This is a genomic window from Saccharothrix luteola, assembly GCF_020859565.1.
In the GTDB taxonomy this organism is placed as follows: Bacteria; Actinomycetota; Actinomycetes; order Mycobacteriales; family Pseudonocardiaceae; genus Actinosynnema; species Actinosynnema luteola.
Genome location: NZ_JAJHUO010000001.1, coordinates 431,401 through 455,876 on the forward strand (window position 1 = coordinate 431,401; position 24,476 = coordinate 455,876).

General features: G+C 71.5%; 15 protein-coding genes. 7 read left to right on the forward strand and 8 right to left on the reverse strand.

Annotated elements, in window-relative coordinates; all coding sequences use genetic code 11:
* Positions 1-4: 4 nt before the first annotated feature.
* From LNK82_RS01775 to LNK82_RS47525, 3 genes are read right to left on the reverse strand one after another with little or no spacing between them, the layout of a single operon-like run.
* Positions 5-1,702 carry a carbamoyltransferase family protein gene (locus LNK82_RS01775; protein WP_230565106.1) on the reverse strand — a complete coding sequence of 566 codons (1,698 nt, stop codon included), beginning with the start codon at positions 1,700-1,702 and terminating at the stop codon, positions 5-7.
* Complete coding sequence (locus tag LNK82_RS01780) at positions 1,699-2,367, reverse strand: class I SAM-dependent methyltransferase (RefSeq protein WP_230565107.1); 669 nt, start codon at positions 2,365-2,367, stop codon at positions 1,699-1,701. The genes LNK82_RS01775 and LNK82_RS01780 overlap by 4 nt, the downstream gene beginning before the upstream one ends.
* Before the next feature lie 20 nt (positions 2,368-2,387).
* The gene (locus LNK82_RS47525; protein ID WP_230565108.1) at positions 2,388-3,506 is read right to left on the reverse strand and encodes a glycosyltransferase; all 1,119 of its coding nucleotides are present in this window, start codon (positions 3,504-3,506) and stop codon (positions 2,388-2,390) included.
* A gap of 159 nt (positions 3,507-3,665) precedes the next feature.
* Here LNK82_RS47525 and LNK82_RS01790 point away from each other — a divergent pair, with 159 nt between their 5' ends.
* Positions 3,666-4,937 carry a nucleotide sugar dehydrogenase gene (locus tag LNK82_RS01790; protein WP_230565109.1) on the forward strand — a complete coding sequence of 424 codons (1,272 nt, stop codon included), beginning with the start codon at positions 3,666-3,668 and terminating at the stop codon, positions 4,935-4,937.
* A 122-nt stretch (positions 4,938-5,059) separates the two neighbouring features.
* Here the strand turns inward: LNK82_RS01790 and LNK82_RS01795 are convergent, their stop codons facing one another.
* Positions 5,060-6,052 carry a ParB/RepB/Spo0J family partition protein gene (locus tag LNK82_RS01795; protein WP_230565110.1) on the reverse strand — a complete coding sequence of 331 codons (993 nt, stop codon included), beginning with the start codon at positions 6,050-6,052 and terminating at the stop codon, positions 5,060-5,062.
* Between the two features lie 1,144 nt (positions 6,053-7,196).
* Between LNK82_RS01795 and LNK82_RS01800 the strand changes: the two genes are divergently transcribed.
* Entirely contained in the window at positions 7,197-9,578 is a 2,382-nt protein-coding gene (locus LNK82_RS01800) for a TIM-barrel domain-containing protein (protein ID WP_230565111.1), read from the forward strand.
* 90 nt (positions 9,579-9,668) lie between these two features.
* A complete protein-coding gene (locus LNK82_RS01805) occupies positions 9,669-10,823 on the forward strand; it encodes an alkaline phosphatase PhoX (RefSeq protein ID WP_230565112.1) in 1,155 nt (384 codons plus the stop codon).
* A 54-nt stretch (positions 10,824-10,877) separates the two neighbouring features.
* Here the strand turns inward: LNK82_RS01805 and LNK82_RS01810 are convergent, their stop codons facing one another.
* Entirely contained in the window at positions 10,878-13,304 is a 2,427-nt protein-coding gene (locus LNK82_RS01810) for a trypsin-like peptidase domain-containing protein (RefSeq protein WP_230565113.1), read from the reverse strand.
* Between the two features lie 189 nt (positions 13,305-13,493).
* Here LNK82_RS01810 and LNK82_RS01815 point away from each other — a divergent pair, with 189 nt between their 5' ends.
* The 4 genes from LNK82_RS01815 (at position 13,494) to LNK82_RS01830 (ending at position 18,880) form a co-directional block, all read left to right on the forward strand.
* Positions 13,494-13,874 (forward strand): hypothetical protein, encoded by a 381-nt coding sequence (locus LNK82_RS01815; protein WP_230565114.1) that lies wholly within the window; start codon positions 13,494-13,496, stop codon positions 13,872-13,874.
* Between the two features lie 146 nt (positions 13,875-14,020).
* Positions 14,021-15,607, forward strand: coding sequence for a hypothetical protein (locus LNK82_RS01820; RefSeq protein ID WP_230565138.1), 1,587 nt, complete (start codon positions 14,021-14,023; stop codon positions 15,605-15,607).
* 9 nt (positions 15,608-15,616) lie between these two features.
* Entirely contained in the window at positions 15,617-17,140 is a 1,524-nt protein-coding gene (locus LNK82_RS01825) for an alkaline phosphatase D family protein (protein ID WP_230565115.1), read from the forward strand.
* A gap of 48 nt (positions 17,141-17,188) precedes the next feature.
* Positions 17,189-18,880, forward strand: a complete 1,692-nt coding sequence (locus tag LNK82_RS01830; RefSeq protein WP_230565116.1) for an RICIN domain-containing protein — start codon at positions 17,189-17,191, stop codon at positions 18,878-18,880.
* A gap of 9 nt (positions 18,881-18,889) precedes the next feature.
* On the opposite strand, the gene LNK82_RS01835 is transcribed toward LNK82_RS01830, so the two are convergent.
* The 3 genes from LNK82_RS01835 to LNK82_RS01845 form a co-directional block, all read right to left on the reverse strand.
* The gene (locus LNK82_RS01835) at positions 18,890-19,576 is read right to left on the reverse strand and encodes a response regulator (protein ID WP_230565117.1); all 687 of its coding nucleotides are present in this window, start codon (positions 19,574-19,576) and stop codon (positions 18,890-18,892) included.
* Between the two features lie 9 nt (positions 19,577-19,585).
* Complete coding sequence (locus LNK82_RS01840) at positions 19,586-20,746, reverse strand: sensor histidine kinase (RefSeq protein ID WP_230565118.1); 1,161 nt, start codon at positions 20,744-20,746, stop codon at positions 19,586-19,588.
* A gap of 130 nt (positions 20,747-20,876) precedes the next feature.
* On the reverse strand, positions 20,877-24,395 hold the full coding sequence (locus LNK82_RS01845) for an RICIN domain-containing protein (protein ID WP_230565119.1): 3,519 nt from the start codon (positions 24,393-24,395) through the stop codon (positions 20,877-20,879).
* Between the last annotated feature and the right edge of the window lie 81 nt (positions 24,396-24,476).

Below are 24,476 nucleotides of genomic sequence, written 5' to 3' on the forward strand. Positions count from 1 at the left end.
CGCCTCAGCGGAACCGGACCAGGTGCGACCCGACCGCGATGGCGTCCACACCCATCTCCCGGCACATGTCGACGGCCTCGGCCGGCGTGTTGGCGATGGGTTTGCCCGCGCTGTTGAGCGACGTGTTGATCACCAGCGGCAGTCCGGTCCGCCGCTCGAAGGCCCGCAGCAGCGCGGCGTAGTGCGGCGCGCCGTCCCCGTCGACCACCTGCGGTCGGGCGGAGCCGTCCACGTGCACCACGGCGGGCACGGCGGGACGAACCTCCGGTCGCACCTCGGCGGCGACGATCATGAAGGGATTGGGCGCCCCGGCGAAGAACCGGCTGTAGTGCTCGCGGAGCACGCTCGGCGCCAGGGGCCGCCACACCTCGCGGCCCTTGAGCTGGTTGATCCGCACCAGGTGCTCCCGCTTGCGCGGGTCGCCGAGCAGGCTGCGCGCGCCCAACGCCCGGGGCCCCACCTCGCCGCGACCCTGGCACCAGCCCAGCACCGCGCCCGCGGCCAGCAGGTCCGCGGTGCGCTCGGCCAGTTCGAGGACGCCGAGCTCCTCGGACTCCAGCCCCCGGTCGCGCAGCACGGTGGCCACCTCCTCGTCGGTGAAGCCCGGTCCGAGGTACGCGTGCGTCATCGGCTCCGGGGAGAACAGGTCCGGGCGCGCGGTCCTGCTGACTTCGAGCGCCGCGCCGAGGCCGACCCCGGCGTCGTGCGACATCGGCTGGACGAAGATCCGCTGGAACGGGCCCTCGCGGGCGATGCGCCCGTTGGCGGTGCAGTTGAGCGCCACCCCGCCGGCCAGCGCCAACGACGACAGCCCGGTCGCGTCGTGCAGCTCGCGGCACAGCTCGAGGATCGTCGTCTCCAACGCGTCCTGCACCGACGCGGCGAAGTCGGCGTACGCCATCGGCTCCCCGGTGAGGCCCGATTCGTACGGGAAGCAGTGCTCCGCGAAGTACTCGAGCAGTTGCGTGGTGCGTTGCGGGGGCAGGGCACGTCCACGTTCGGTGCCCCCGGGCACACCTCGCCATTCCGGGCCGCGCTCGGTGTGCCGCAACGCCACGTCGTACTTCGGCCGGCCGTAGGACGCCAGCCCCATGAGCTTGCCCGCGGTGCCGTCCTTGGAGTACAGGCCCGCGTACTGGGTAGCGATGCGGTACCACAGGCCCAGCGAGTGCTCGATGCCGTGCTCCCGCAGCACCTCGAACCCGTCCGGACCGCCGCGGAGCAGCGTGGTGGCGGTGTCCTCCCCGCGGTTGTCCATGACCAGCACCGCGGCCTCCTCGAAGCCGCTGGGCCAGAAGGTGCTCGCCGCGTGCGCGATGTGGTGCGGGACCGGCACCAGCGGCGGACGCGTCCCGTCACCGAAGACCGACTCGGGGAACAGCCGGTCGGGGTCGTCGTAGGGCAGGACCTCGGGACGCTCGGCCTCGGTCAGGTCCATCCAGGCGGCCAACCGGTCCATGTCCGAACCCAGCGCGACCGCGTCGAGGTCTTCGAGCTTGTACCCGGCGTGGTCCAGGCAGGCGCGCAGCGCCTCTACCGGTGGCTCGTCGATCGCGCGCTTGCGGCGGCTCACCCGCTCCTGCTCGACCACGACGACCACCTCGCCGCCGCGCACCAGGCAGGCGGACGAGTCGTGCGCGCCGTGGTTGAGCCCGGCCACCAGGAAGTCCGCACCGCGCGCGCCGTCGTTCAGTTCGCTCATGGGTTCCTCACCGTCGTGCCGTCGGTTGGCTGGTCCGGCCCACCCGGCGGCGTGCGGCGGGCGGACAGGAAGTCGAGGACGTGGTCGGTCTCGGCGAACTCGCACCGGGCGGGCAGCCCGGCGAACGTGGTCCGCTCGAAGTGCCGCGCCACGGCGGACAACCGCAGCGGGTCTGCGCACTTGGACGTGTTCCACCCCACCACCAGGAGCCCGCCCGGCGACAACACCTCCCGGCACTGCTCGAGCGCCAACTCCTGGGCGGGTCCGGTGTCGACGCCCCAGCCCAGCACGCCGTTGAGCAGCACGCAGTCGAACCAACCGGCCGGGAAGCGTTCGGACACCGCGCAGATGTCACCGGACCAGTGCCGGTCGCCACCCCACGCCGCGGCCTCCGGGTCCTTGTCCATCGTCCAGAACTCCGTGTCGCCCCACGGGTAGTCGAGGTGGTACGTGCGGGTGTCCGGCACCCGGCTGGTGCCGACGAACAGCACCCTGCGGTGCCGCGCCGCGGCGATGCCGGGCAGGATCCGGCGTTCGAGCAGGCGGCGGTCGGGAACCCGGCGCATCGCCCACCCGGCGACCGCGGGCACGACGGGTGCGTGGAACCGTTGCGGTGTCAGGAGGTCCACCGCTCGGACCACCCGGTGGTAGGTGTCGATGTGCATCGTGGTCGGCTCCCAGCGGGTCAGCGTCGGTGCAGTCGTTGGTAGATCCCGGCGATGCGCCTGCCGACGGCGTCGATGCCGTACTCCGCGGCCGTCGCCCGGGCGATCTCCTCCGGGGAGCCGACGTCCGCGCGGTCGACGAGGTCGGCGATCGCGTTCGCCATCAACCCCGGTTCCCAGAGCGGCACCAGCCGCCCGTTGCGCGGGGTGATGTAGTCCTGGGGGCCGCCGCAGCGGGTGGCCACCACCGGGGTTCCGCACGCGAGGGCCTCGATTCCGGCGACGCAGAAGGTCTCGAAGTCGCCGGCCACCACGGCGACGTGCGCGGCGGCGACGAGCGGCGCGAAGTCGGCCTTGTGCTGCCGACCGTGGAACCGGACGGCGTCGGCCAGCCGCAGGTCGGCCGCCATCGCGCGGAGGCGGCCCAGCTCGGGGCCTTCGCCGATGACGTCCAGGTGCGGGTCCAGGCCGCGATCGCGCAGCAGAGCGGTGGCTCGGAGGACTTGGTCGACGCCCTTGTAGTCGACCAGGCGACCGGTCGTGATGAGCCGCAGGCGGCCGTCCTCGGTGGCCGTCGGGCGCAGCCCGGGGTGGAACACGGTGGTGTCGACGGGGTTGGGCACCACGAGGACCCTTGCCCGCGGGGTGAGGTCCTTGATGGCCCTGCGCAGCTCGCTTCCGACCGCGAGGACGGCGTCGGCCCCCTGGTAGACCGCCGCCGCCGACCTGCGCTGCCCCGGAGGCAGTGGCCGGGGGTCGAGGTCCATCACGCGCGACCACTGCTCGGTGACCACCAGCGGAACGGACAGCCGCTTCGCCGCGACCAGCGCCGGGACGCTTTTCGCGGCAATCTGCGCGTGCACGAGGTCGGGTTCGAATCCGCTTCGGCGAATCCGCCGCACCGCGTCGAGAACCGCTCTCACCCGACCGATCGGTCCCGTTCGAGCACGCCAGGAGGCGGTGAAGACGGGAATTCCGTCCACGCGGGTCGGCGGCGCCGGTCCGGCCACCGGCGGCGCGATGTGCAGGACGGCGACGTCGTGGTGTTCGGCCAGGCCACGCACCTGCTCACGGACGAAGACGCCGTCGATCGGGTGTTGTGGAGTGGGGTACCAGGGCGTTGCCACGAGAACCTTCACCGGCGCTCCAGTTCAGTTCTGCGAATTCTCGGCGAGCACTTGTTCAGCCACCGTGGAATCCACCGTAGCCCGAGCAACGGTGTATGACTATCCCGTCGAGCGCTACGCGCTTCTGCTGTCGCAGTCGCACTCCATTCGCCGAGGGGAAAAGGCTGGATCATGCACATCAATAGCGAGCGGGTAGTGGTGATGGGTCTGGGGTACGTCGGGTTGCCGTTGGCGGTGCGCGCCGCCCGGGTCGGGCACCGGGTGGTCGGCTTCGACCCGGACGAGTCGAGGGTGAAGTCGTTGGCCGCGGGGAAGTCCTACGTCGAGGACGTCCCGGACGCCGACCTGGGGGAGCTGATCGGGAGCGGGTCGCTCCACCCGACCTCCGACGCGAGCGACTGCGCCGGCTTCGACGTCGCGCTGGTCACCGTGCCGACGCCACTGCGGGAGGGCCAGCCCGACCTGAGTTACGCCGAGGCCGCGGCCCGGACGCTGGGCGAGCACCTCCGGCCCGGCGCGTGCGTGGTGGTCGAGTCCACCACCTATCCCGGCACCACCGAGGAGGTCGTCGCGCCGATCCTGGAGAAGGAGTCCGGGCTGACCGCGGGCGAGGACTTCGCGCTCGGCTACAGCCCCGAGCGCATCGATCCGGGCAACCGGGACTGGACGCTGGTCTCGACGCCGAAGGTCGTGTCCGGTGTGGACGCGGCGTCGCTCGACCGGGTCCACCGGTTCTACGACACCCTGGTCGAGCAGACCGTCCCGGTGGGGTCGACCAGGACGGCGGAGCTCGCGAAGCTGTTGGAGAACACCTTCCGGCACGTCAACATCGCACTGGTCAACGAGATCGCGATGTTCTCGGACGGGCTCGGCGTCGACGTGTGGGAGGCGATCGACGCCGCCGCGACCAAGCCGTTCGGGTTCATGCGGTTCACCCCCGGCCCGGGTGTCGGCGGGCACTGCCTGCCGATCGACCCGTCGTACCTGTCCTGGCGCGTGGAGCGCACGTTGGGCAAGAGCTTCCGGTTCGTCGAGTTGGCCAACGACGTGAACCGGCACATGCCCGACTACGTCGTCGGCCGCATCACCGCGGCGCTCAACCGGCGCGGCCTCGCGGTGCGGGGCTCCCGGATCCTGCTGTTGGGCTTGGCGTACAAGAAGAACACCGGTGACGCCCGCGAGTCACCCGCCGTGCGCGTCGCGCAGCTGCTCGTGGACATGGGGGCGGACGTGGCCGGCGCGGACCCGCACGTGGTCGAGCCGTCCCCGCTCGACGGGGTGGTCCGCCGGGTCGACGGCACGGCGGGCGAACTTGCCTCCGCCGACCTGGTCGTCCTGCTGACCGACCACGACGAGTTCGTGCCGGACGAGATCACCCGGCACGCTCGGCACATCTTCGACTGCCGGCGCCACCTGTCCGGTGAGCACGTCGAGCAGCTGTGACGCGGAGCCGGGTCGGGGGGGGGGGGGGGGGGGGGGGGGGCGCGGGGGGCGGCCCCCCCCCCCCGGGGGGGGGGGGGGGGTGTTCGAACCCCGGGCCCCCCCCCCTGAACCCCCCCCCCGGCTCAGCGGGACTCGCTGGTGATGGTGTTCCTGCGCTCCTCCAGTTGCTCCGAGAACTCCTGCCACGCGCCGGAACAACGTTGTGCGAGCACGGCGATGCCGTCGAGCCAGTGCGGTGGCACGCTGCTGAGCAACCGCTCCCGCACGTCCGCGTCGACCATCTGGAACTCGAGCCAGCGCAGCAGTGCCCGGCCCGGCTCGCTGAACCGCAGCGAAGGGTCCTGGCGCAGGCGTTGGAACAGCACGCGCGCGTTCGGCTCGGTGTGGATCGAGTCCCCGGGCCTCGGTCGGGGCACCTGCACGTCCGGCGCCGCGGCGGGGCGGCCGGTGGGCACGGGGCTGATGCCGCTGCGCACCCGCCTGCGCACGTCGGAGGCCGTGCCCAGCGAGATGCCCGCCTCCTGCGCGATCTGCCGGAGCGAGGCGTTCGGGTTCTCGGCCAGCAGTCGACCCGCCTCCTGACGTCGAGCCGCCGTGTCGACCGGGCGCACCCGCCCGTCCCGGCCGATCCGCGCGGCGGGCTCCGGCACGTCGGTCCAACCACGGCGCTGCGCGGCCACGGTCTTGGGGTCCAGCCCCACCGCTTCGGCGATCGCGGCGTCGGACCACAGCGGGTTCGCCTTGGCGACGCGGTGCGCCGCCGCCGAGCGGTCGACCAGGGACAGCGGCAAGCCGTGCGTGATGTTGATCTGAACGGCGAGCAGGAACGAGTCGTTCGCGTCGCCGTCGTAGAAGTGCACGTCGATCTCACGGTCACCGCGCAACACCGCCGCGCGTAACCGGTGCCTGCCGTCTATCACCCGCAACGACCCTCGCTGCACCAGAATCGGCGGCAGCGGCTCGCTCAGGTTGGCCAGCAGTCGGACGTGCTCGTCGTTCTCCCCGTCGACCCGGGGCGAGTCGGCAAGCACCAGGGTGGCGATCGGCACCCTGGTGGGCGTCCGGCCGGTGGTGGGCGATGTCCGCGGCACGTCGTGCCTGGTCTGATTGCTCACGGCGTCAAGGTCGGCGGCGTTGGTCATGGCTGAGGCACTTCCACTTCCTCGTCGTCGTAGGGCAGGCCGGCCCAACCGATTCCCTCGCGATACCTGTTCAACGGCGCGAGGGCGCGGTCGTCCTGCCACCCGTTTCTCTTGTTCCGAGTTCCGCTGGGCAGCCGGTGGCGTTATTCGGCGAGATGTCCCTCGCCGGCCTGGTGCTGATTTCGTGCGAAACGATCACGGCCGGGTGCTCGTCGATCCGGGATCGCGACGACAACCTGGTGCCGCACCTCCAACGGGAGGTCGGTCCGACGGTCCGCGGAACCAGGGTGGCGCCGGCTCGGTCAGCTCCGGATCTCGCGGTGCTCGCGGTCGGCACCGGCTCTGACCAGGCACGTCCGAGCTGTGATGATCACCGGGTCGCGGCGGCCCGACTCTCGGCAGGCCGCGGTCGACACCCTGCGCGCGGCGAGCCACCCCGGTCGGCAAACTCAAGATCACGTGCAACGACCACGTGAAGTCAACCCCCCTTGACCACATTCCGGTATGTCCGATTTGACGTTACCTCACGTCTAAAAGGAGAGACAACCCGGTTCGAGCGGCGGTCTGGATATCCACCCTTTCGGAGTCACTTCGCAGAAAGCTCGTCAACAGAGCGAAGTCGACCTCGAGAAGCGGTCGACACAGCAGTGACCACTATGAGTCGATCATACCACGATCGCCGCCCCGATGGCCGGGCCGTTCCCCGAACAAGCAAGCGGGAGGCCGTTCGGCCAGCTTATTCGATCGCGGTTCGATAATCATTCGACCATGATTCGACAGTTGGCCCGTAGGCGTCATCCGATCGACCTTGACAAGCGACGTTCCGGACGCAGTAGGTTCGAGATCGTCTGAGCACGTGGGGATTCAGTCAGCTTTTTATCGGAGGCGTTGTGCCGCCGCGGGGCCAACCCACCGCTAAACACGCGCCGCGGTGCCCCGGTGGGGCGGGGTTTATGCGATGTCGCACGTCGTCGCGGACGGCGACGTGTTCCGCGTCCACCGCCGCCGTCCCCCGACGGGCTCACCGAGCACCATCCCGCCGGCAACCCGACGGGCCCCGGTCGGCGGATTCCGTCGTCCGAACCCCGTGCCGGCCGCACGACGACAGGAGCAGACCTTGCCGTACACGCCACCGCTGACGCCGTTCATCAACCACGTCGCGGACCCGCTCGACCTGCCGTCGCGGGCGCCAGGCGACCCCGGGGCCGCCCGCGTGGTCCGCGCGACCGTGCTGGAGTCCGGGAACGGCCAGGTGACCCTGCGCGCGGAGACGTCCGCCGGCGACCACCTCTTCGCCGCGGTGACCGCGACCGACGACTCGGTCATCCGCGTGCGGCTGGCGCCGACGGCGGAGGTCCGCACCCGGTCCCAGCCCGCCATCGCCCTCGTCGAGGAACGCATCGCGCGGAGCGCCTCCGTCACCGTCGACGACGGGCTGGTCACCGTCGACGCGGGCGGGCTGGTGGCCGAGATCCGACTGGACCCCTGGCACCTCTCCTTCCTCGACGCCTCCGGCCGCGTTCTCGTCGCGCAGAACGGGGACGCCTCCGACGTCAGCTACCGGTTGCGAGTGCTGCCGTTCGGCCGGTCGACCACCGGTGACGGGCGGGTGATCGCCTACCACGAGACCTTCACCGCCGAGCCGGACGAGCACTTCTTCGGCCTGGGCGAGAAGTTCACCGCCTTCGACAAGCGCGGCCAGCGCGTCGTCAGCTGGAACTACGACGCGTTCAGCTCCGAGTCCGAGCGTTCCTACAAGAACGTCCCGTTCTACATCTCCAGCCGCGGCTACGGGGTGCTGGTGAACAGCGGAATGGCGACCGAGTTCGACCTCTGCCACTCGATCCACACGTGCGCGCAGATCATCACCCCTGACGACCTGCTCGACTACTTCGTCATCGCCGGACCTCAGGTCCCGGACGTCCTCCGCCGCTACCACCGGCTCACGGGCGCACCGCAGGTGCCGCCGAAATGGGCCCTGGGCACGTGGATGTCGAACGGCTTCTTCCGCTCAGACCAGGAGCGGACGCTCGACGTCGCCCGCCGGATCCGGGAGCGGAACCTGCCGTGCGACGTGCTGCACATCGACGCGTACTGGCAACGGCACGGGCTCTGGTCGCACATGGAGTGGGACGCGGAGCAGTTCCCCGATCCGAAGGAGCTCTTCGCCGGCCTCGAGGAGCTCGGCTTCCGCACCTGCCTGTGGATGAACCCGTACGTCAGCGTGGAGACCGAACTGTTCGCCGAAGGGGACGCCAAGGGTTACTTCCTCAAGCGGCCGGACGGCTCGACCTACGTCGCGGACGTCTGGCACGGCTGGCAGGCGGCGTGCGGCATCACCGACTTCACCAACCCGGCGGCGACCGCGTGGTTCCAGGAGTTGCTCCGGCCGCTGCTGGACCAGGGGGCGACCCTGTTCAAGACCGACTTCGGCGAGGGCGTCCCGGTCGACGCCGTCGCCGCGAACGGGCTCACCGGCGAGGCGCTGCACAACGTCTACTCGCTGCTGTTCAACGACGCCGTCGTCGACGTCACCGAACGGGTGGCCGGGCACCGGGTGGTGTGGGCTCGGTCGTCCTTCACCGGCGGGCAACGGCACTGCGGCCAGTGGGCAGGCGACACGAACGCGACCTACCCGGCGCTGGCCAGCACGTTGCGGGGCGGACTCTCGTACGCGCTCAGCGGCGTGCCCTACTGGAGCCACGACGTCGGCGGGTTCACCGGCGCGCCGACCCCCGACGTCTTCGTCAGGTCGGCGCAGTTCGGCGCGTTCTCGCCGCTACTGCGGTTCCACGGCAACGAGACCCGCTTCCCCTGGGACTTCCCCGCCGAGGCGGAAGCGCTGGTCGCCGAGGCGCTCCGCCTGCGCTACCGGCTCATGCCCTACCTGTACTCGGCCGTCGTCGCAGCCGCCGAGACCGCCGTGCCGGTGCTGCGTCCCCTCGTCGCGGAAGGGCTCGACGACCCCGGCGCCTGGTCCGCGGACCTGGAGTACCTGTGGGGTCCCGACATGCTGGTCGCTCCCGCGATCAACCGGGAGGGAGAGCGCACGCTCTACCTGCCGCACGGTGACTGGGTGGACCACTGGACCGGCGAGGTCCACGCCGGTGGCGTCCACCTGCGGACCCGCAAGCCGCTGGGGCAGATCCCCCTGTACGTCCGGCGCGGCGCACTGATCCCGATGGTGCAGCCGGGGGACAGGGTGGGCGACGGCCCCTTCGACGACCTGGTGCTGAGCTACTGGGGTGACGCCGACGCGCACACCGTCGTGCGCGACGAGGGGCCGTCGACGGAGGTCCGGGTCACCCGGGACGCGGCGGGCCGGGTCGACGTCGTCACGAACGGACCGGCCGCGGTGCGAGGGCTCGTCATCCCGCCGATCGCGGGCTCACCTGACACCGGCGCGGTCTTCGTCAACGGGATCCGGACCGAGCGAGGTCCCGCCGGGGACTGGTCCGGCATGGCCGGCGCCACGCTGTTCACGGTCGTTCGCGCCTGACCGCGACCCTGCGTGAGGTCGTCGGGGTGCCGGCGGCAGGCGAACCCGGGTCATCCGGGAGGGAAACCCCAGTCTCGTAAGGAGAGCAGCGTGGATCGTCGCACATTCCTCCGCACGGCCGTCGTGGGTGCGGGTACCTCGATGGCCTTCGGGTTCACCCTGTGGCCGGAGGCCCTGGGGTACCCGGCGAAGGCCGGACCGGGCCCGTACGGGCCACTGGGAGCGGCCGACGCCAACGGGATCATGCTGCCGCAGGGGTTCACCAGCCGGGTGATCGCCCGCTCCACCGAGACCGTGCCGGGCACCGACCACGTCTGGCACCGCGCCCCGGACGGCGGCGCGTGCTTCGCCGACGGCGCCGGGTGGATCTACGTGTCCAACGCGGAGCTGGACGGCCGCGCGGGCGGCGTGAGTGCCGTGCGCTTCGACAGCGACGCCAACGTCACCGACGCCTACACCATCCTCTCCGGCACCACGCGCAACTGCGCGGGCGGGGCGACGCCGTGGAACACCTGGCTGTCGTGCGAGGAGACCAAGCGGGGCTACGTCTTCGAGACCGACCCGTTCGGCGTGGAGCCCGCGGTGCGCCGGGACGCGATGGGTCGGTTCGCGCACGAGGCCGCCGCGGCCGACCCGGACCGCGAGGTGATCTACCTGACCGAGGACGAAAGCGACGGCGGCTTCTACCGGTTCGTCCCCGCCACCTGGGGCGACCTGTCCTCGGGCACCCTCCAGGTGCTCACGGAGGTCGGCGGCGCGCTGTCCTGGGCCACCGTGCCCGACCCGGACGGCAGCCCTGCCCTCACCCGCAAGCAGGTCGCGGGCATGAAGGTGTTCGACGGCGGCGAGGGCTGCTACTACCGCAACGGCACGTGCTTCTTCACCACCAAGGGCGACAACCGCGTGTGGGCCTACAACGCGGTCGACAACACCATCGCGATCGCCTACGACGACGACCTCGCCGGCGACCCGCCCCTGACCGGCGTCGACAACATCACCGGCGCCACCGTGGGTGACCTGTACGTCGCCGAGGACGGCGGCAACATGGAGATCTGCGTCATCACCCCGGACGACGTCGTGGCCCCGTTCGCCCGCGTCACCGAGCAGAGCTCGTCGGAACTCTGCGGCGTCGCCTTCAACCCCGCGGGCAACCGGCTGTACTTCTCCTCCCAGCTCGGCACCACCGGCACCAGCAGCGGTGGCATCACCTACGAGATCACGGGTCCCTTCCGCACCTCCCTGTGAGCCGGCCCCCTGCGACCGGGCGCCGCGGGCCTGGTTCTCATGGTCGACGCGTTCTCAGGTCGACCCCGGTCGACCTCGACCGATGCGGTCGGCGACTTCCCGCAGGCGACGTCGGCTCGCACCCACCTCGTCGGCCAGATCGCGGAGGGCGTCGGTGAGCTGCCCGAGAGGGGCGAGGCTCGAGGAGAACGCGGGAGCGTGAGCCGACACCGTGTCGAGGAAGCTGATCAGCTGGTAGGCGATCCTGCGCGCTGCCTCGACCTCGTGCACGTGGTGCCGCTCGTCGCGGGTGTCGAGGTCGGAGAGCCGGTCGACGATGTCGTGCAGCGCGCCGAGCCGTGCCGCCACCACCGGCAGGGTGTCGGCGCCGACCGCGATGGCATCGGCCAACGCGGGCTGGAACTCCTCCAACAACTTCTCGATCTCCGCGGCCCGTGCCGCCGCCCGTCTGAGAGCTGCCACCGGAAGCCGGGAGTGGGCCTGCAAGTACAGCTGCCACAGCCGCCGCAGCGCGTCGTCGGTGGTGGCCTCGCCGCGGACGGCGGCGAGGATCTCGCTCTGGTCCCGACGTGGCGGACCGTGCACGGCTTGCGCGGCGGTGATGAGGCCGCTGGGGTCGGGCACGGCGACCGCGACGCCCACCAGCAGCTCCCAGTCGAAGATGTGCTTGTAGGTCGCCATGGTCGTCCTCACCGTCGCCCACAGCTTCGGATCGGTGGGAGCCGCACGACCGAGCATGGTCAACGCGTGCACGATCTGGTAGTCGCGTGCGCGTGGCAGCGTCGTGGTGAGCAGGTCCGGGTCCTTGTGGATCTCCGTCCTCACCAGGTGTTCGGCGAGGCCGCTGGGGCGCAAGGGCTCCCAGTAGTCACGGCCGGCGTCGTCGTCGGAAGTGCGGTCGTGGACGAAGCGGGCCATCCGGTTCGACCAGCCGACGTCGTCGACCCTGGAGTAGCACTTGAGCAGCGCCACGGCGTCATCTTCGTCCCGGGCGCCGTAGAGGCAAGCCAGGGCCATGTAGGCGGTGAGGCTGTCCTCCGCGACCTTCACGTCAGCCTGCTCGGCGGCGCGACGCCAGTAACGCCGCTCGTGCGTCGCCATCAACTCGGAGGTCGGATCTCCGGGCTTGGCGGGCAGCTCCGCCGCACCCAGCAGCGCGGTGAGAGCGGCGACCTGGCAGCCCATCGGCGACCTGGCCGAGGGCTCAGCACCCTCGTCACGGACCTTCCGCGCCGCCACGGCCCAGTCGACGCCGCGACCGCGGGGAACCGCGGGCATGAGTTCCGCCAGCCTGGTGAGTGCACGGTCGAAGCACTTCTCGGCAGCCAGGGGGGACAACACCCAGGGCGCCAGCCGCCGGTCCTCCGCGTCGTCCAGGATTTCCTCGACGGCGGCGGTGCTGCTCCGCAACAGCCGCCACCAGGCACCGGCGGAACGGGCCAGCAGCAACAACTTGACCGGGTGTTCCCACTCGTTGCGCGCCAGGTGCTCCAGCAGCACGGTGATCGGCTCGGGCTTGGTCTCGGCGTAGTCGACGACCAGCAGGGTCGGGCGCCGCAGCCGTTCCAGGTGGGCCAGGTCGTCCCGGACCTCCAGTCGTGCGATGTCGGTCTCGGCGACGAACGCCGCCGCGTCGCCCTGGCGCGCGAACAAGCGCACGAGCTCGTGCGCCAGACGGGTCTTGCCCGACCCGGACGGGCCGTGGAGCACGCACGCGGCGAACCCGGGCTCACGCGCCCAGCCGAGCAGGTCCACCAGTTCGTCACCGCGCACGACGAGAGGCAGCGCCGCGCGGGAAGGGTGCAGGAGCCCCATCGGGGAGCGCAGTGCGGGCGGGGCCGGCGCGGTGATCTCGGACAGGTCGACCGGATCGAGGAGCGGCTCGCCGCCCAGGTGCGCCCTCAGCAGGGGTCCGCATCGCCGGTCGAGCAGCAGGCGTTCGACGGGTAACGCGGTGAGCCGGTCGACACCGGCCTGCTGCACCACCCCGATCACCGCGCCCCGGCACACCACCGGGCCACCTGACATACCCGGCCAGGGACTGCCCCGTCCCGGGAAGACGGCGCTGGCGACGGTGATGTGCAGCGCACCGCTGCCGTCGGCCGTGGCGGGGTTGACGTACCCGTCGGCGTGCTCGAAACCCACGGGCGGATCTCCGGGTTCCGCGCGGAACTTCGGAAAGCCGAAGACCTCGACCTTGAGCCTGGGCGCGTCCGAGGCCGGGGCACCCCACCGCGCCACCGGCACCTGCCCCAGCGCGTGCCCTGGCACCAGCCGCAGCACGGCGACGTCGAGACCTTCATCGGACCACAGGACCTCGGCCGGCCACCACGGCGCGCTGCCCGATCCGACCTCGACAACACCATCGGCACCGCACACGTGCCGTGCGGTGACCACCAAGTCCCCTCCGACGCGGAAGCCGGTCCCGTCGGTCGACGACGACCGCAACGCCACGACGCAGCTCCGCGCCGACCACACCACAGAGCCTCCACCGGCGAGGGCATCCTCGGCGAATGCCCATCCACCAGTAACGAGCGCGACCGAAGCACAGGGATACCTCGCCCTGTGCGGCGGTCATCACCATCACGCGCGCGACCGCGACGAAACGCACTCCGGGCACCAAGGCGACGACTATGCTTCGCGCCGGGAATTGCCTCGAAAAGGAGCAGCATGAAACGCCTCACCGCGTGTGCCACCCTGACCGCCGTGGCCCTGTTGGCGGCCCCGACCGCGGCCGTCGCCGAGCCGACGTCCCCCTTCAGCGGCACCTGGACCAACCGGGGCGGCGTGGTCGGTGATCTGACCTGGTACAACCGCTCGGTGGGCGTGTCCGGCGACGTGCTCGACTACGAGACCGCGGGCAGCACCACGGTCCAGTTCGAGTTCTACCAGGCGTCCAAGCTGCTCAGCGTCCAGACGCGGACGGCCTCCGACGGCGTCAAGCCCTTCGGCTGGACCGAGCCGGGCCCGGCCGGCGGCTTCACGCGGGTCGACATCACCCTCATCCACAGCGGTGACGAGCTCTTCATCGCCGGCATCCGCCGACCGTGAACACCTGATTTCGTTCTTCTGCAACGAAATCAGCCGCCTTCCGAATCGGATCCGGGGCGAACGGGTCCGTCCCGGCGGACCCTTTCCAGCGTGGCGGAAAGGCTTGTCGGCGGTCGTGGCCCGTTCTTAGCGTCGAACCCGTGTCGATGCAGAGATCGCTTGTCCCGCTCGTCGTGGCGGTCACGCTCGGATCAGCCCTCACGCCGGCGGCGGCGGCGCAGGCGCCGCCGGCGGCTCGCGCGGATGTGAACGGTGACGGTGTCGCCGACCTCGTGATGTCCACGGGCGCACGGCTGACCTACAGCGGCGACACCTACCTCATGCCGCACGACCTCGGCGGTTCCGTCCAGGTCGTGCCGGGCGGGACGGCGTTGCCCGGCGCGCCGGCGGCGCTGGTCAACCAGAACACCGCGGGCATCGGGTCGGGCATGGAGGCCGACGACCGGTTCGGCGCCGCCGTGGCGACCGGGGACTTCAACGGCGACGGCCTCGCCGACGTGGCGATCGGCAACCCCGGCGAGTCGCTGAACGGCCTGGCCGGCGCCGGCGCGGTGTCCGTCCTCTACGGCCGCAGCACGGCGCCGTACCTGCGGACCATCGCCGGCGCCCTGAGCACGATCACGCAGGACACCGCGGACGTGCCCGGCGCGGTGGAGGCCGGTGACCTGTTCGGCGCGTCGCTGGCAGCCGGGGACTTCAACGGCGACGGGTACGCCGACCTCGGGGTCGGTGCGCCGGGCGAGGCGATCGAGACCAAGGCCCGCGCCGGTGGCGCCTGGGTCTTCTACGGCGGCGGCGGTGGGCTCACCACCCGCAACGTGGCCGGATTCCACCAGGACGACCCGGACCTCGCCGGCGCGGCCGAAGCGGGCGACCTGATGGGGTGGGCGCTGGCCGCCGGCGACGTCACGGGCGACAACCGCGACGACCTCGCCGTCCTGTCCGCCGGCGAGGTGATCACGGGGACGACCGGCGCGTGGGGCTCGGTGCACCTGCTGCACGGCTCGGTCAACGGCCTGGCCGCGACCGCGTCGTCGTACGTGAGCGTGGGCGTGGCGGCCACCGCCGGCAAGTGGCGCAGCGTGGTGATCGGCAAGTTCCACGGCGGCGCCAACGCCGACGTGGTGGTGCAGGCCGACCACCGGCGTGGCGGGCCGGCGTTCTCCGGCGCGCTGGTCGCCGTGCGCGGATCCCGGACCGGGCTGACCGGCAGCGTCCAGGTGATCGACCAGGACACCGCGTCGGTTCCGGGAGGGACCGAGGCGGGCGACTACTTCGGCGGCGCGCTGGCCGTCGGCGACCTCGACGGGGACAAGGTCGACGACCTCGCCGCCGGCGCGATCAAGGAGAACACCCGCGCCGGGAGCGTGTTCCTGTTCCGCGGCTCCCCGAACGGGCTGCTGGCCACCGCCCCGACCGCCTTCGGCCAGAACGCGGCGCCGATCAACGGCGACGAACAGCCCGGCGAGGGGTTCGGCTACGGCCTGCGCATCCTCGACCTCACCGGTGACGGCACACCGGAACTCGTCGTCGCGTCCCCGTGGGACGGCGGGTCGGCGCAGACCGGAGCCCTGTTCCTGCTGACGATCCGGCTGTCCGGCGACGCCCTCGCGGTCACCGGCTCCCGACGACTCACCCGCGCGGAGATCGGGACCCCGTCCGGGTTCGGACCGGGCGCCCCGATCGCGGGTGGCGCGCACGTGCTCAACGACAACCTCGACTCGCCTCGCTAGGGGACGGACATGACCCAGTTCAACCGCCGCGTCTTCGTCCTCGGTGGCATCGCCACCGCCGGTGCGCTGGGCTGGAGCGGCAACGCGTCGGCCGCCCTGGCGTTCCCGTTCACCCTCGGCGTCGCGTCGGGCGACCCGCTGCCCGACGGTGTGGTGCTGTGGACCAGGCTCGCGCCGACCCCGCTCAACGGCGACGGGCAGGGCGGGATGCCCAACCAGTCCGTGGACGTGGAGTGGCAGGTCGCCACCGACGAGCTGTTCACCGACGTCGTGCAGAGCGGGACGGTGACCGCTTACTACGCCGGCGCCCACTCGGTGCACGTGGAGGTCCACGGACTCCAGCCCGATTACGCGTACTACTACCGGTTCCGCACGGGCGGTCACCTCTCCCCCGTCGGCACGACCCGCACCGCGCCCGCGTTCGACGTCGTGGGCCGCGATCTGCTGATGGCGTTCACGTCGTGCGCGCACTACGAAGACGGTTACTACACCGTCTACCGGAGGATGGCCGAGGACCGGCCGGACCTCGTCCTGCACCTGGGCGACTACCTCTACGAGGGAGGCAAGGGCACCGACGGGGTCAGGCAACACCTGGGCGGGGAGATCGTGAGCCTCGCCGACTACCGGCGGCGCTACGCCCAGTACAAGACCGACGCCGACCTCCAAGCCGCGCACGCCGCCGCTCCCTGGCTGGTCGTTCCCGACGACCACGAGGTGGAGAACAACTACGCGAACATGACGCGCGCGAACAACTCCCCGGTACTGACCGCGCGGGAGTGGGAACAGCGACGAGCCGACGCCTACCGCGCGTACTACGAGAACATGCCGCTGCGCGGCGGGGCCAAGCCCAACGGCGCGGACATCCTGCTCTACCGGCGGGTCCGCTGGGGCGGGTTGGCCACGTTCCACCTGCTCGACACCAGGCAGTACCGCCACGACCAGGCGTGCGGTGACGGGTGGCGGTACTGCCCCCCGGCCGGTGACCCGGCGCGCAGCCTGCCCGGCACGACGCAGGAGAACTGGCTGCTGGACGGCCTGGGCCGGCGTCACGGCATCTGGGACGTGATCGGTCAGCAGGTGTTCTTCGCCCGCCAGGTCGACGCGGGCGACGCGGGCAACATGGACGCGTGGGACGGCTACCCGGCCTCGCGCGACCGCATCCAGAAGGGCTGGGTGCAGCGCGGCGTGCGCAACCCGGTGGTGCTGACCGGGGACGTGCACCGGGCGTGGGCCAACAACCTCAAGATCGACTACACCAACCCCGGCGCACCGGTCGTGGGCACGGAGCTGGTCACCAGTTCGGTCTCGTCGGGAGGTGACGGCGCGGACAGCACGGCGATCCCGCACGGCGCCTACAACCCCCACCTGAAGTTCCACTCCCAGCACCGGGGCTACGTCCGCACCAAGGTGAGCCAGACCCGGATGGAGGTGGACTTCCGCGTGGTCCCGAAGGTCACGACGCGGGGCGCGGCGGCGTCGACGCAACGGTCCTTCGTCATCGAAGAAGGCCGCCCGGGCGTGCAGAACCCCTGACCACCAGGTGGTCGGTGAACCAGATCGAGATCCCCGAAGGGAGTCACGATGCTCGCACTCGTCGGGCTCGTCACCGCCGCGCTGCTGACCCCCGCGACCGCTCCCGGTGGTGTCGCCCTCACCGACGGGACGTCGTCGTACCCGCGCGTGATCAGGCTGGAGCACGCCGACGCCGCGCATCGAGGCCGGATTCTCGCCTCGACCAACACGACCGACAGCGGCACGATCCACGAGAGCACCGACGGCGGTGCTTCGTTCCACCCGATCGCGGCCATCCAGACCCGACCGGCCGCGGGCGAGTGGTCCGGCAGCTCGACGCTGTTCGAGTTCCCCCGGCAGCTCGGCGCGGACCCGGCCGGCACCCTGATCTGGGCCACGTCGATCAACACCTTCCGCGGTGGGCGCGACCGGCCGAACCCGAACTCCCGGATCGTGGCGTGGAAGAGCGCCGACCACGGCCGCGTCTGGCACCAGGTGAGCAGGCCGCTCGTGACCGGGACCGCGGGCCACGGCGTGTGGGAACCGGAGTTCGCGGTGACCGACGCCGGTGAGCTCGTGGTCCACTTCTCCGACAAGACCCAGCAGCCGAGGTACGGGCAGACGCTGGCCCGCAAGCGATCCACCGACGGCGGTGAGACCTGGGGGCCGACGGTCAACACCGTCGCGGTGGACGCCCATGACGACGAAGACCTCGCCAAGGAGGACTCCCCCGGGATGCCCGTGGTGCGGCGGCTGCCGAACGGCACGTCCGCCATGGCCTACGAGTACTGCAACATCGAGCCGGTGGGAGGGGCCGGCCACGGGTGCCGGATCTACACCCGCACCTCGCCCGACGGCTGGGACTGGGGCGCCCCGACGGATCGCGGGACGATCGCGAGGACCGCCGACGGCAAGCACTTCGCCCACGCGCCCACGCTCGCCTGGGCGCCGGGAGGAGGCCCCGACGGGCGGCTGCTGCTGATCGGGCGGCTGGTGCGCGGCGCCGACACCGAGGGCGATCCCGACACCGGTCCCGCCCCGGTCCTGCACCCGCAGAGCGGGAGCACGATCTTCGCCAACACCAGCAACGGGCTGGGCCGCTGGTACGAGCTGGACTCACCCGTGAAGATCACGGACTTCGGCGCCGACGAAGCGCACACGACGTGCCAGAACTACAGCTCACCACTCCTGCCGTCCGCGGACGGCAAGAACGTGCTGCAACTCGCGACCGACCGGGTGGACGACCACTGCGGGGCGTTCTTCGCCACGGGACCGACCCACGGCTCGTTGGACAGCGGCGGCATCAGCACCGCGGCGACCTACCGGATCGTCAACCTCAAGAGCGGGAAGTGCCTCACCGCGGAGGGGAACTCGACCGCGGACGGGACGCGGGTCGTGCAGCAGCCCTGCGACGACGCCAGGCCGGCCCAGGAGTTCAAGGCGGTCGCCCGGGGAAGCGGCCTGTTCACCGTTGCGAAGGCAGGCTCGTCACCCGCCAAGTGCGTCGACGTGCCCAACGGCAACACCTCGGTGGACCCCGGCGACCGGATCCAGCTCTGGAGCTGCAACAACACCGGGGCGCAGAACTGGAAGCCGTCCCGGACGGGCCGCTCCACCTACCTGTTCAGAGCGCAGAACAACGACGACCTCTGCCTCGACATCCCCCGGGGCACGCTCGACAACGGCGTCCAGGCGCAGCTCTGGAACTGCACCGGCGCCGGCCCTCAGCTCTGGCACCTCCAGGTCCGCGGCACGTCGTGACCCCACGACTCAAGCCTGGTCGCGAGGGGTGATCAGGCCGGTTTCGTAGGCGATCACCACGGCTTGCGCCCGGCTGGTGAGGCCGAGCTTCACCATGGTGCGGTTGAGGTGCGTCTTGATCGTGGCCTCGCTGACGGTGAGCACGTCGGCGATGTCGTGGTTGGTCCGGCCGGTCGCCACGAGCCGGAGGATCTCCAGCTCCCGCGGGGTCAACTGGCCCAGGCTCGGAGGGGCCGGCGTCGGGACGCGGCGCGGCTGCCGGACGTACGCCTCGACCAGCCGGTGCATGACCGACGGCGCGAACAGCACGTCCCCGGCGGCGACGGCCTTGACCGCGGCGATCACCTGGTGCGGCTCGGTCTCCTTCAGCAGGAAGCCGGACGCCCCGGCGCGCAGCGCGGCGTAGACGTACTCGTCCAGGTCGAACGTGGTCAGCACGATGACGCGCGGTTTGGGGTCGGGCGCGTCGGCCAGGATGCGCTGGGTGGCCGTGATGCCATCCGCGCCGGGCATCCTGATGTCCATCAGGATCACGTCGGGACGGGTCTGGGCGGCGAGCGCGACGGCTTCGTGGCCGTCCGCCGCCTCGCCGACGACGTCCAGGCCGGGCGCGGCGCGCAGCAGGGCGGCCAAGCCGGCGCGGATCAGCACCTCGTCGTCGACGACCAGGACCGTGGCCTCGCGTAATCCCCTCATCACCGACACTTATATCGTCGGCGCCGTCGGGTCGAGGGTCGTCGGCAGCGTGAGTTCGACCACGAAACCGCCGTCCACTCGGAGGCCCGCGGACAGTGTTCCCTGGTAGAGCGCGGCCCGCTCGGTCATGGTGATCAGGCCGAGCCCCGCGCCCGAGTCGCTCGCCGACGGTGTTCCCGGCTCGTTGGCGACGCGGACGGTGAGCCGGTCGGCCTCGCGGCGCACCTGCACCACCGTGGCGGCGAGCCCGGCGTGCTTGATGACGTTGGTGAGCGCTTCCTGGACCACCCGGTAGGCGCACAGCTGGAGTCCCGGCGGCAACCGCTCGACCTCCGCCGGCGTCAGGTCGAGCGTGACCGGCAGGCCGGTCGCGCGCAGGCGCTCGACCAGCTCGGGCAGGTGCGCCAGGTTCAGCGCGCTGTCGCCGGGCTCGTCGGCGGTGCGCAGCAGCATCAGCAGCCGGCGCATCTCGCGCAGCGCCTCCCGGCTGGTGGCCCCGATGGTGTCCACCGCGGCACGCGCGGTCGTCGGGTCGTCGTCGAAGACGTACCCGGCCAACCCGGTCTGCACGGCGATCACCGACATGTGGTGCGCGACGACGTCGTGCAGCTCCCGCGCGATGCGCAACCGCTCCTCGGTCAGCGCGCGCTCGGTGCGCAACTCCTGCTCGGTCCGCAGCTGCTCGGTGAGCACGGCGAGCTGCCGGTTGCGCAGCGCCAGCTCACGCCCCACGTTGCCCATGGCCCACGCGACCGTCGGGATCACCACGGCCTCGGCCACCGCGATGTACCAGGGCAGGCCCGCCACCAGTGCCGCCCACAGCAACGTCAGCACGACCGCCGCGGTGCACCGGGCGGTGACCCTCGGCGGGCGCAACGCCGCGACCGTGTAGAGCAGGAGCACCGGTCCCCAGAAGTTCAACGCGAGCTGGTCGTAGCCCAGTGCCAGGAACGCGACCAGCGCCGAGGTGCTCGTCGCCAGGACGAGCACCGGCGCACGCCTGCGCAGCGCGAACGGCAGGAAGATCGCCGCGGTGAGCCCGTAGGCCACCGGGTCGGCGCCCCAGCTCGTGGGCGCGTACTGCCGGCCGACCAGCCAGGCCGTCGCGACCATCGCGACGGCCGCCGCGGTGTCCAACGCCGGGATGGTCACCCTGCGGCCCCCGCGCATGGAGCCAGCATAGGCGCCGCGTGACCGCACCCGGACTACGAGGTGGTGTCGCCCGCGGGCCCCGGGCCGTGGTGGCCCCGGGACCGGCAGGGGTGCGACTCGTCGCGGTAGGAGCCCACTACCCGGAACGTCAGGGTTCCGGACGCAGGTAGAAGAGCTGGTTGGACTTCGTGGCGTCGCCGCACGTCCACTGGATCAGGGCGGCGCCGTTGCCCTGGCTCGCACCGCTGATGTCCAGGCACTTCGAGCTGTGCGCGGGCCGGGGCCGGACCGCGACGTCCACGCCGCTGCCCTCGACGTAGTCGAAGTGGAACTGCTGGTTGGCCTGCGGGAAACCGGCGCCGTTGCAGGTCCACTGCAGCACGGGCACGTCGTCGGTGTGCTGCCACGTCTTCACGTCCGCGCACAGCTTCGACGAGACGACCCGGAGCATGAAGTAGTCCGTGGCGCCCTGCCGCTCGATGGTGAACTGCTGGTTCTTGTTGCCGATCACGCAGTCGGACTGGGTCAGCGCGGTGTCCTTGGCCGTGTTCGCGACGCCGATGCACTTCTCGCTGTGCTTGGGGTGGATCCGGTACACCTTGCCCGGCTCGACGTAGAACGGCGTCGTCGTGTCCCCGATCCGGCCTTCCCAGTCGGCGCGCTTGTCCGCGAACGACGTTCCGGTCGACGTGAACGTGTAGACCCGGCGGTTGCCGTCGCCCGTCGCGTACAGCGCGGCCACGTCGGCCTTGCCGTCGCCGGAGAAGTCGCCGGCCGACACGACCGCCGCGTTGGTGTCGAAGGACGTGCCGGTCCACCAGACCTGGTCCGTCCAGGCGCCGTCGCCGGGGGTGAGCACGTTCAGCCGGGCGGTGTTGCCGCCCCGGTCGGACATGACCACGACCTCGTCCCGCCGCGCGCCGTCACCGTTCACGTCGGCGGCGAGGAAGGTCGCGCTCGCGCGGTTGAGGTTGCCCGCCCCGCTGTCCCAGCGCACGACCGGGTCGGCGAAGCCGTGCTGGACCCACAGCTCGGTCCGCGCGCCGTCGTAGCCGCGCAGCTGGCCGAGGTCGGCGCGGCCGTCACCGTCGAAGTCGCCCGCGACGAAGCTCGTCGTGGTCACGTCCAGCTTGGCCGCCCCGCTGTCCCACCGCAGCGCCGGCTCGCCGAACCGGCCGCCGGTCGCGGTGTGCACCCAGAGCTTGGTCTGCTCGCCCTGGTAGCCCTGGAAGGCCGCGATGTCGTCGTCACCGTCGCCGTCGAAGTCACCGGCGACCACCTTCAGGTACGACAGCCGGTAGGTCGTGCCCGACCAGGACTCGCCTTCCACCACGAAGCGGTTGCCGTCCGAGCGCAGCAGGTAGAGCCGGACCCGCCGGTCGGGGTCCTCCCGGAAGACCGCGACGTCGCCGCGCCCGTCACCGGTGAAGTCGCCGCGGACGTTGATCGTGCGGTGCGCCGGGAAGCCGCCGTTCACGCCGCTGTCCCAGCCGATGTGCCCGGCCGTGAACCCGGCGCCGGTCGAGATGAAGTTCCAGGCGGCCGTGCGGCCGTCGCCCTGGTCGAACACGGTCGTCACGTCCGCGCGCCGGTCCCCGTTCGTGTCGCCGCGGACCGGCGGAGCAGTGACCGCGCGGGGTGTGGCGGTGAGGTTCCAGCTGGTGAGGTCGGGGCCGGCGTGACCGGCCCGGTCGACGGCCCGCACGTACAGCGTCCGGTTGATCCCGATGGTCCCGCCGGGCGAGTCGGACCACAGGGTGATCGGCACGCTCGCGCGCCCGTCCGCCTCCGCACCGACCCACGACAGGACGCGGTCGGGCTGGAAGCCGTACCGGTACCCGGCGATGTCGGTGTCGGCGGCGGCGCGGTGGAAGGTCACGACGCCCGTCTCCCCCACCGCGCGGACCGCCGTGCCGTTCGGGTAGTCGACCGACGTCACGCTCGGCGCGTCCGGCTTGTCCGTGTCGACGGTGAAGTAGCAACGCGTGGTGTCCGGGCTGGTCAACGCGGCGTCCTTGGCCCTGGCCCGGTAGTTGAACACGGTGCCGGGCTGGTCCTCCGGCAACGAGCCGGGCGTCAGCGACGGCCAGCTCACCGCGCCTCCGGAGCCGATCACGGGAGTGGTCGACGTGGCGATCACGGTGTCGTCCCGCAGGATCTCCAGGATGCCGGACACGTTGTCGCCCTCGGGGTCGGACAGGACGCCGGAGAACGTCGGCGTGCCGGTGTTGAACGGGGTCGGGTCGGTCGCCGTGCCGCACGGCTTGGGCGGCACGGTGCCGACGCCGGTCGGCACGCGCGGCCGGGAGTTGTACTCGACGTTGATCCTGGCCGTGTTCGCGTAGAAGTACTTCCACTGGTCCTGGCTGCCCTCGACGTCCGCGTCGATCCGCAGGCCGAACGCCACGGTGTCCTTGTTGGCGGTCGCCGCGTCCTGCACCACCTTGGTGAGCGCGGCCGACGAGAACTCCATCGGGAAGTCCGGCTTCGGGCACGCCGTCGACTCGTTGGCCGTCCCCTTCGCCGAGGCCAGGTAGGTCGACCAGTGGCCGCCGGAGTTGTTCCAGGTCAACGGGACCTCGGGGTCGATCGCCTTGGTGCTCCACAGGTCGACCGAGGTGGCCGCGCAGGCGGCGGAGTGGTCCATCGTGATGGAGAACCACGCGCGGGTGATCTTCGACCCGGCGATGGCGCCGGAGTTCATCTGGAACAACGACCGGTACAGCCCGGCGGTGCCCCAGGTCTTGCCGACCTTGGCCTTGTTGGTCTCCTTGGTGCTCCAGTACGACGTGCCCGGCGAGTCCTTGTTGACGTAGGTCCACCGGTTCTGCCCGGCGCTGAACGACGGGTCGATGTAGAGCGGGTAGGTGGTGTCGGGGCCGGTCAGCATCGCCGGGTCCGGCGTGACCACCAGCTCGTCCTCGCCGACGCGCAGGTCCATCGCGCGTTCCCGGCCCTTCGGCGCCTTGCCCGCCGCCGCGACCCGTTGACGGGGTGAGTCCCACATCATCGGGGTGTCCGAGGCGAACACGACCCGCCCGGTGTCGTCCACCGCGGCCGTCGCACCGTCGGCGCCGGGTCTGATGGTCAGGCCCTTGGTCGCCGTGCCGTACCTGATCGCCCGCAGCGCCGGGTTGGCCGCCGCTACGGCGTCGCGGACCACCAGCACCTGGGAGAACCCGTCGGAGTCGGCCCGCACCCGCAGGTCCACCCCGGGCAGCACCTCGGGATAGGTCGCGGTGTCACCGTCGAGTCGCGGCGCGGGCAGGGTGGCCTGCCACGACAGCGCCAGTTCCCGGCCGTCGCGCTCGACCGTCACCAGCGGCCCCGCTCCGCCACCGGAGAGCCGGAGGCCGGTGACCGTCGCACGTGGACTGATCGAACCGTCGGCGGCACGGGCGAGCGAGGTGTCGATCGGCACCCAGGCCCCGGCCTTCCTCGTGCGCACCGGCGCCGCGTACTGCTCCAACGTCCTGGTGCCGGACGGGTTCGCGAACACCCGCGTGGTCTCGGTGCGGAGCTCGACCAGCTCGACCGGCTCCCGGGCGGGCGCCGGTGCGGTTCCGGCCGCCTGCGCGGGAGGCGTGCAGAGCCAGACCGTGACGCAGAGGGCCAGCGCCAGGTGCACGGCCGACCTGCGCGGTGCCGATCTTCGGGGTGAGGACATCAGCGCTCCTAGGCGTGAGGGATCACTTGGACGTTATGGGGGCGCGTCGTGCGGCGGAAAGCGTTTCCAGCAGCGTTGAAA

Bases quoted from the DNA above. Each gene is read 5' to 3' on its own strand.
- LNK82_RS01780 (WP_230565107.1), bottom strand. From the start codon at position 2,367: ATGCACATCGACACCTACCACCGGGTGGTCCGAGCGGTGGACCTCCTG.
- LNK82_RS01790 (WP_230565109.1), top strand. From the start codon at position 3,666: ATGCACATCAATAGCGAGCGGGTAGTGGTGATGGGTCTGGGGTACGTC.
- LNK82_RS01775 (WP_230565106.1), bottom strand. From the start codon at position 1,702: ATGAGCGAACTGAACGACGGCGCGCGCGGTGCGGACTTCCTGGTGGCC.
- LNK82_RS01825 (WP_230565115.1), top strand. From the start codon at position 15,617: ATGACCCAGTTCAACCGCCGCGTCTTCGTCCTCGGTGGCATCGCCACC.
- LNK82_RS01845 (WP_230565119.1), bottom strand. From the start codon at position 24,395: ATGTCCTCACCCCGAAGATCGGCACCGCGCAGGTCGGCCGTGCACCTG.
- LNK82_RS01820 (WP_230565138.1), top strand. From the start codon at position 14,021: ATGCAGAGATCGCTTGTCCCGCTCGTCGTGGCGGTCACGCTCGGATCA.
- LNK82_RS01840 (WP_230565118.1), bottom strand. From the start codon at position 20,746: ATGCGCGGGGGCCGCAGGGTGACCATCCCGGCGTTGGACACCGCGGCG.
- LNK82_RS01830 (WP_230565116.1), top strand. From the start codon at position 17,189: ATGCTCGCACTCGTCGGGCTCGTCACCGCCGCGCTGCTGACCCCCGCG.
- LNK82_RS01835 (WP_230565117.1), bottom strand. From the start codon at position 19,576: ATGAGGGGATTACGCGAGGCCACGGTCCTGGTCGTCGACGACGAGGTG.
- LNK82_RS01815 (WP_230565114.1), top strand. From the start codon at position 13,494: ATGAAACGCCTCACCGCGTGTGCCACCCTGACCGCCGTGGCCCTGTTG.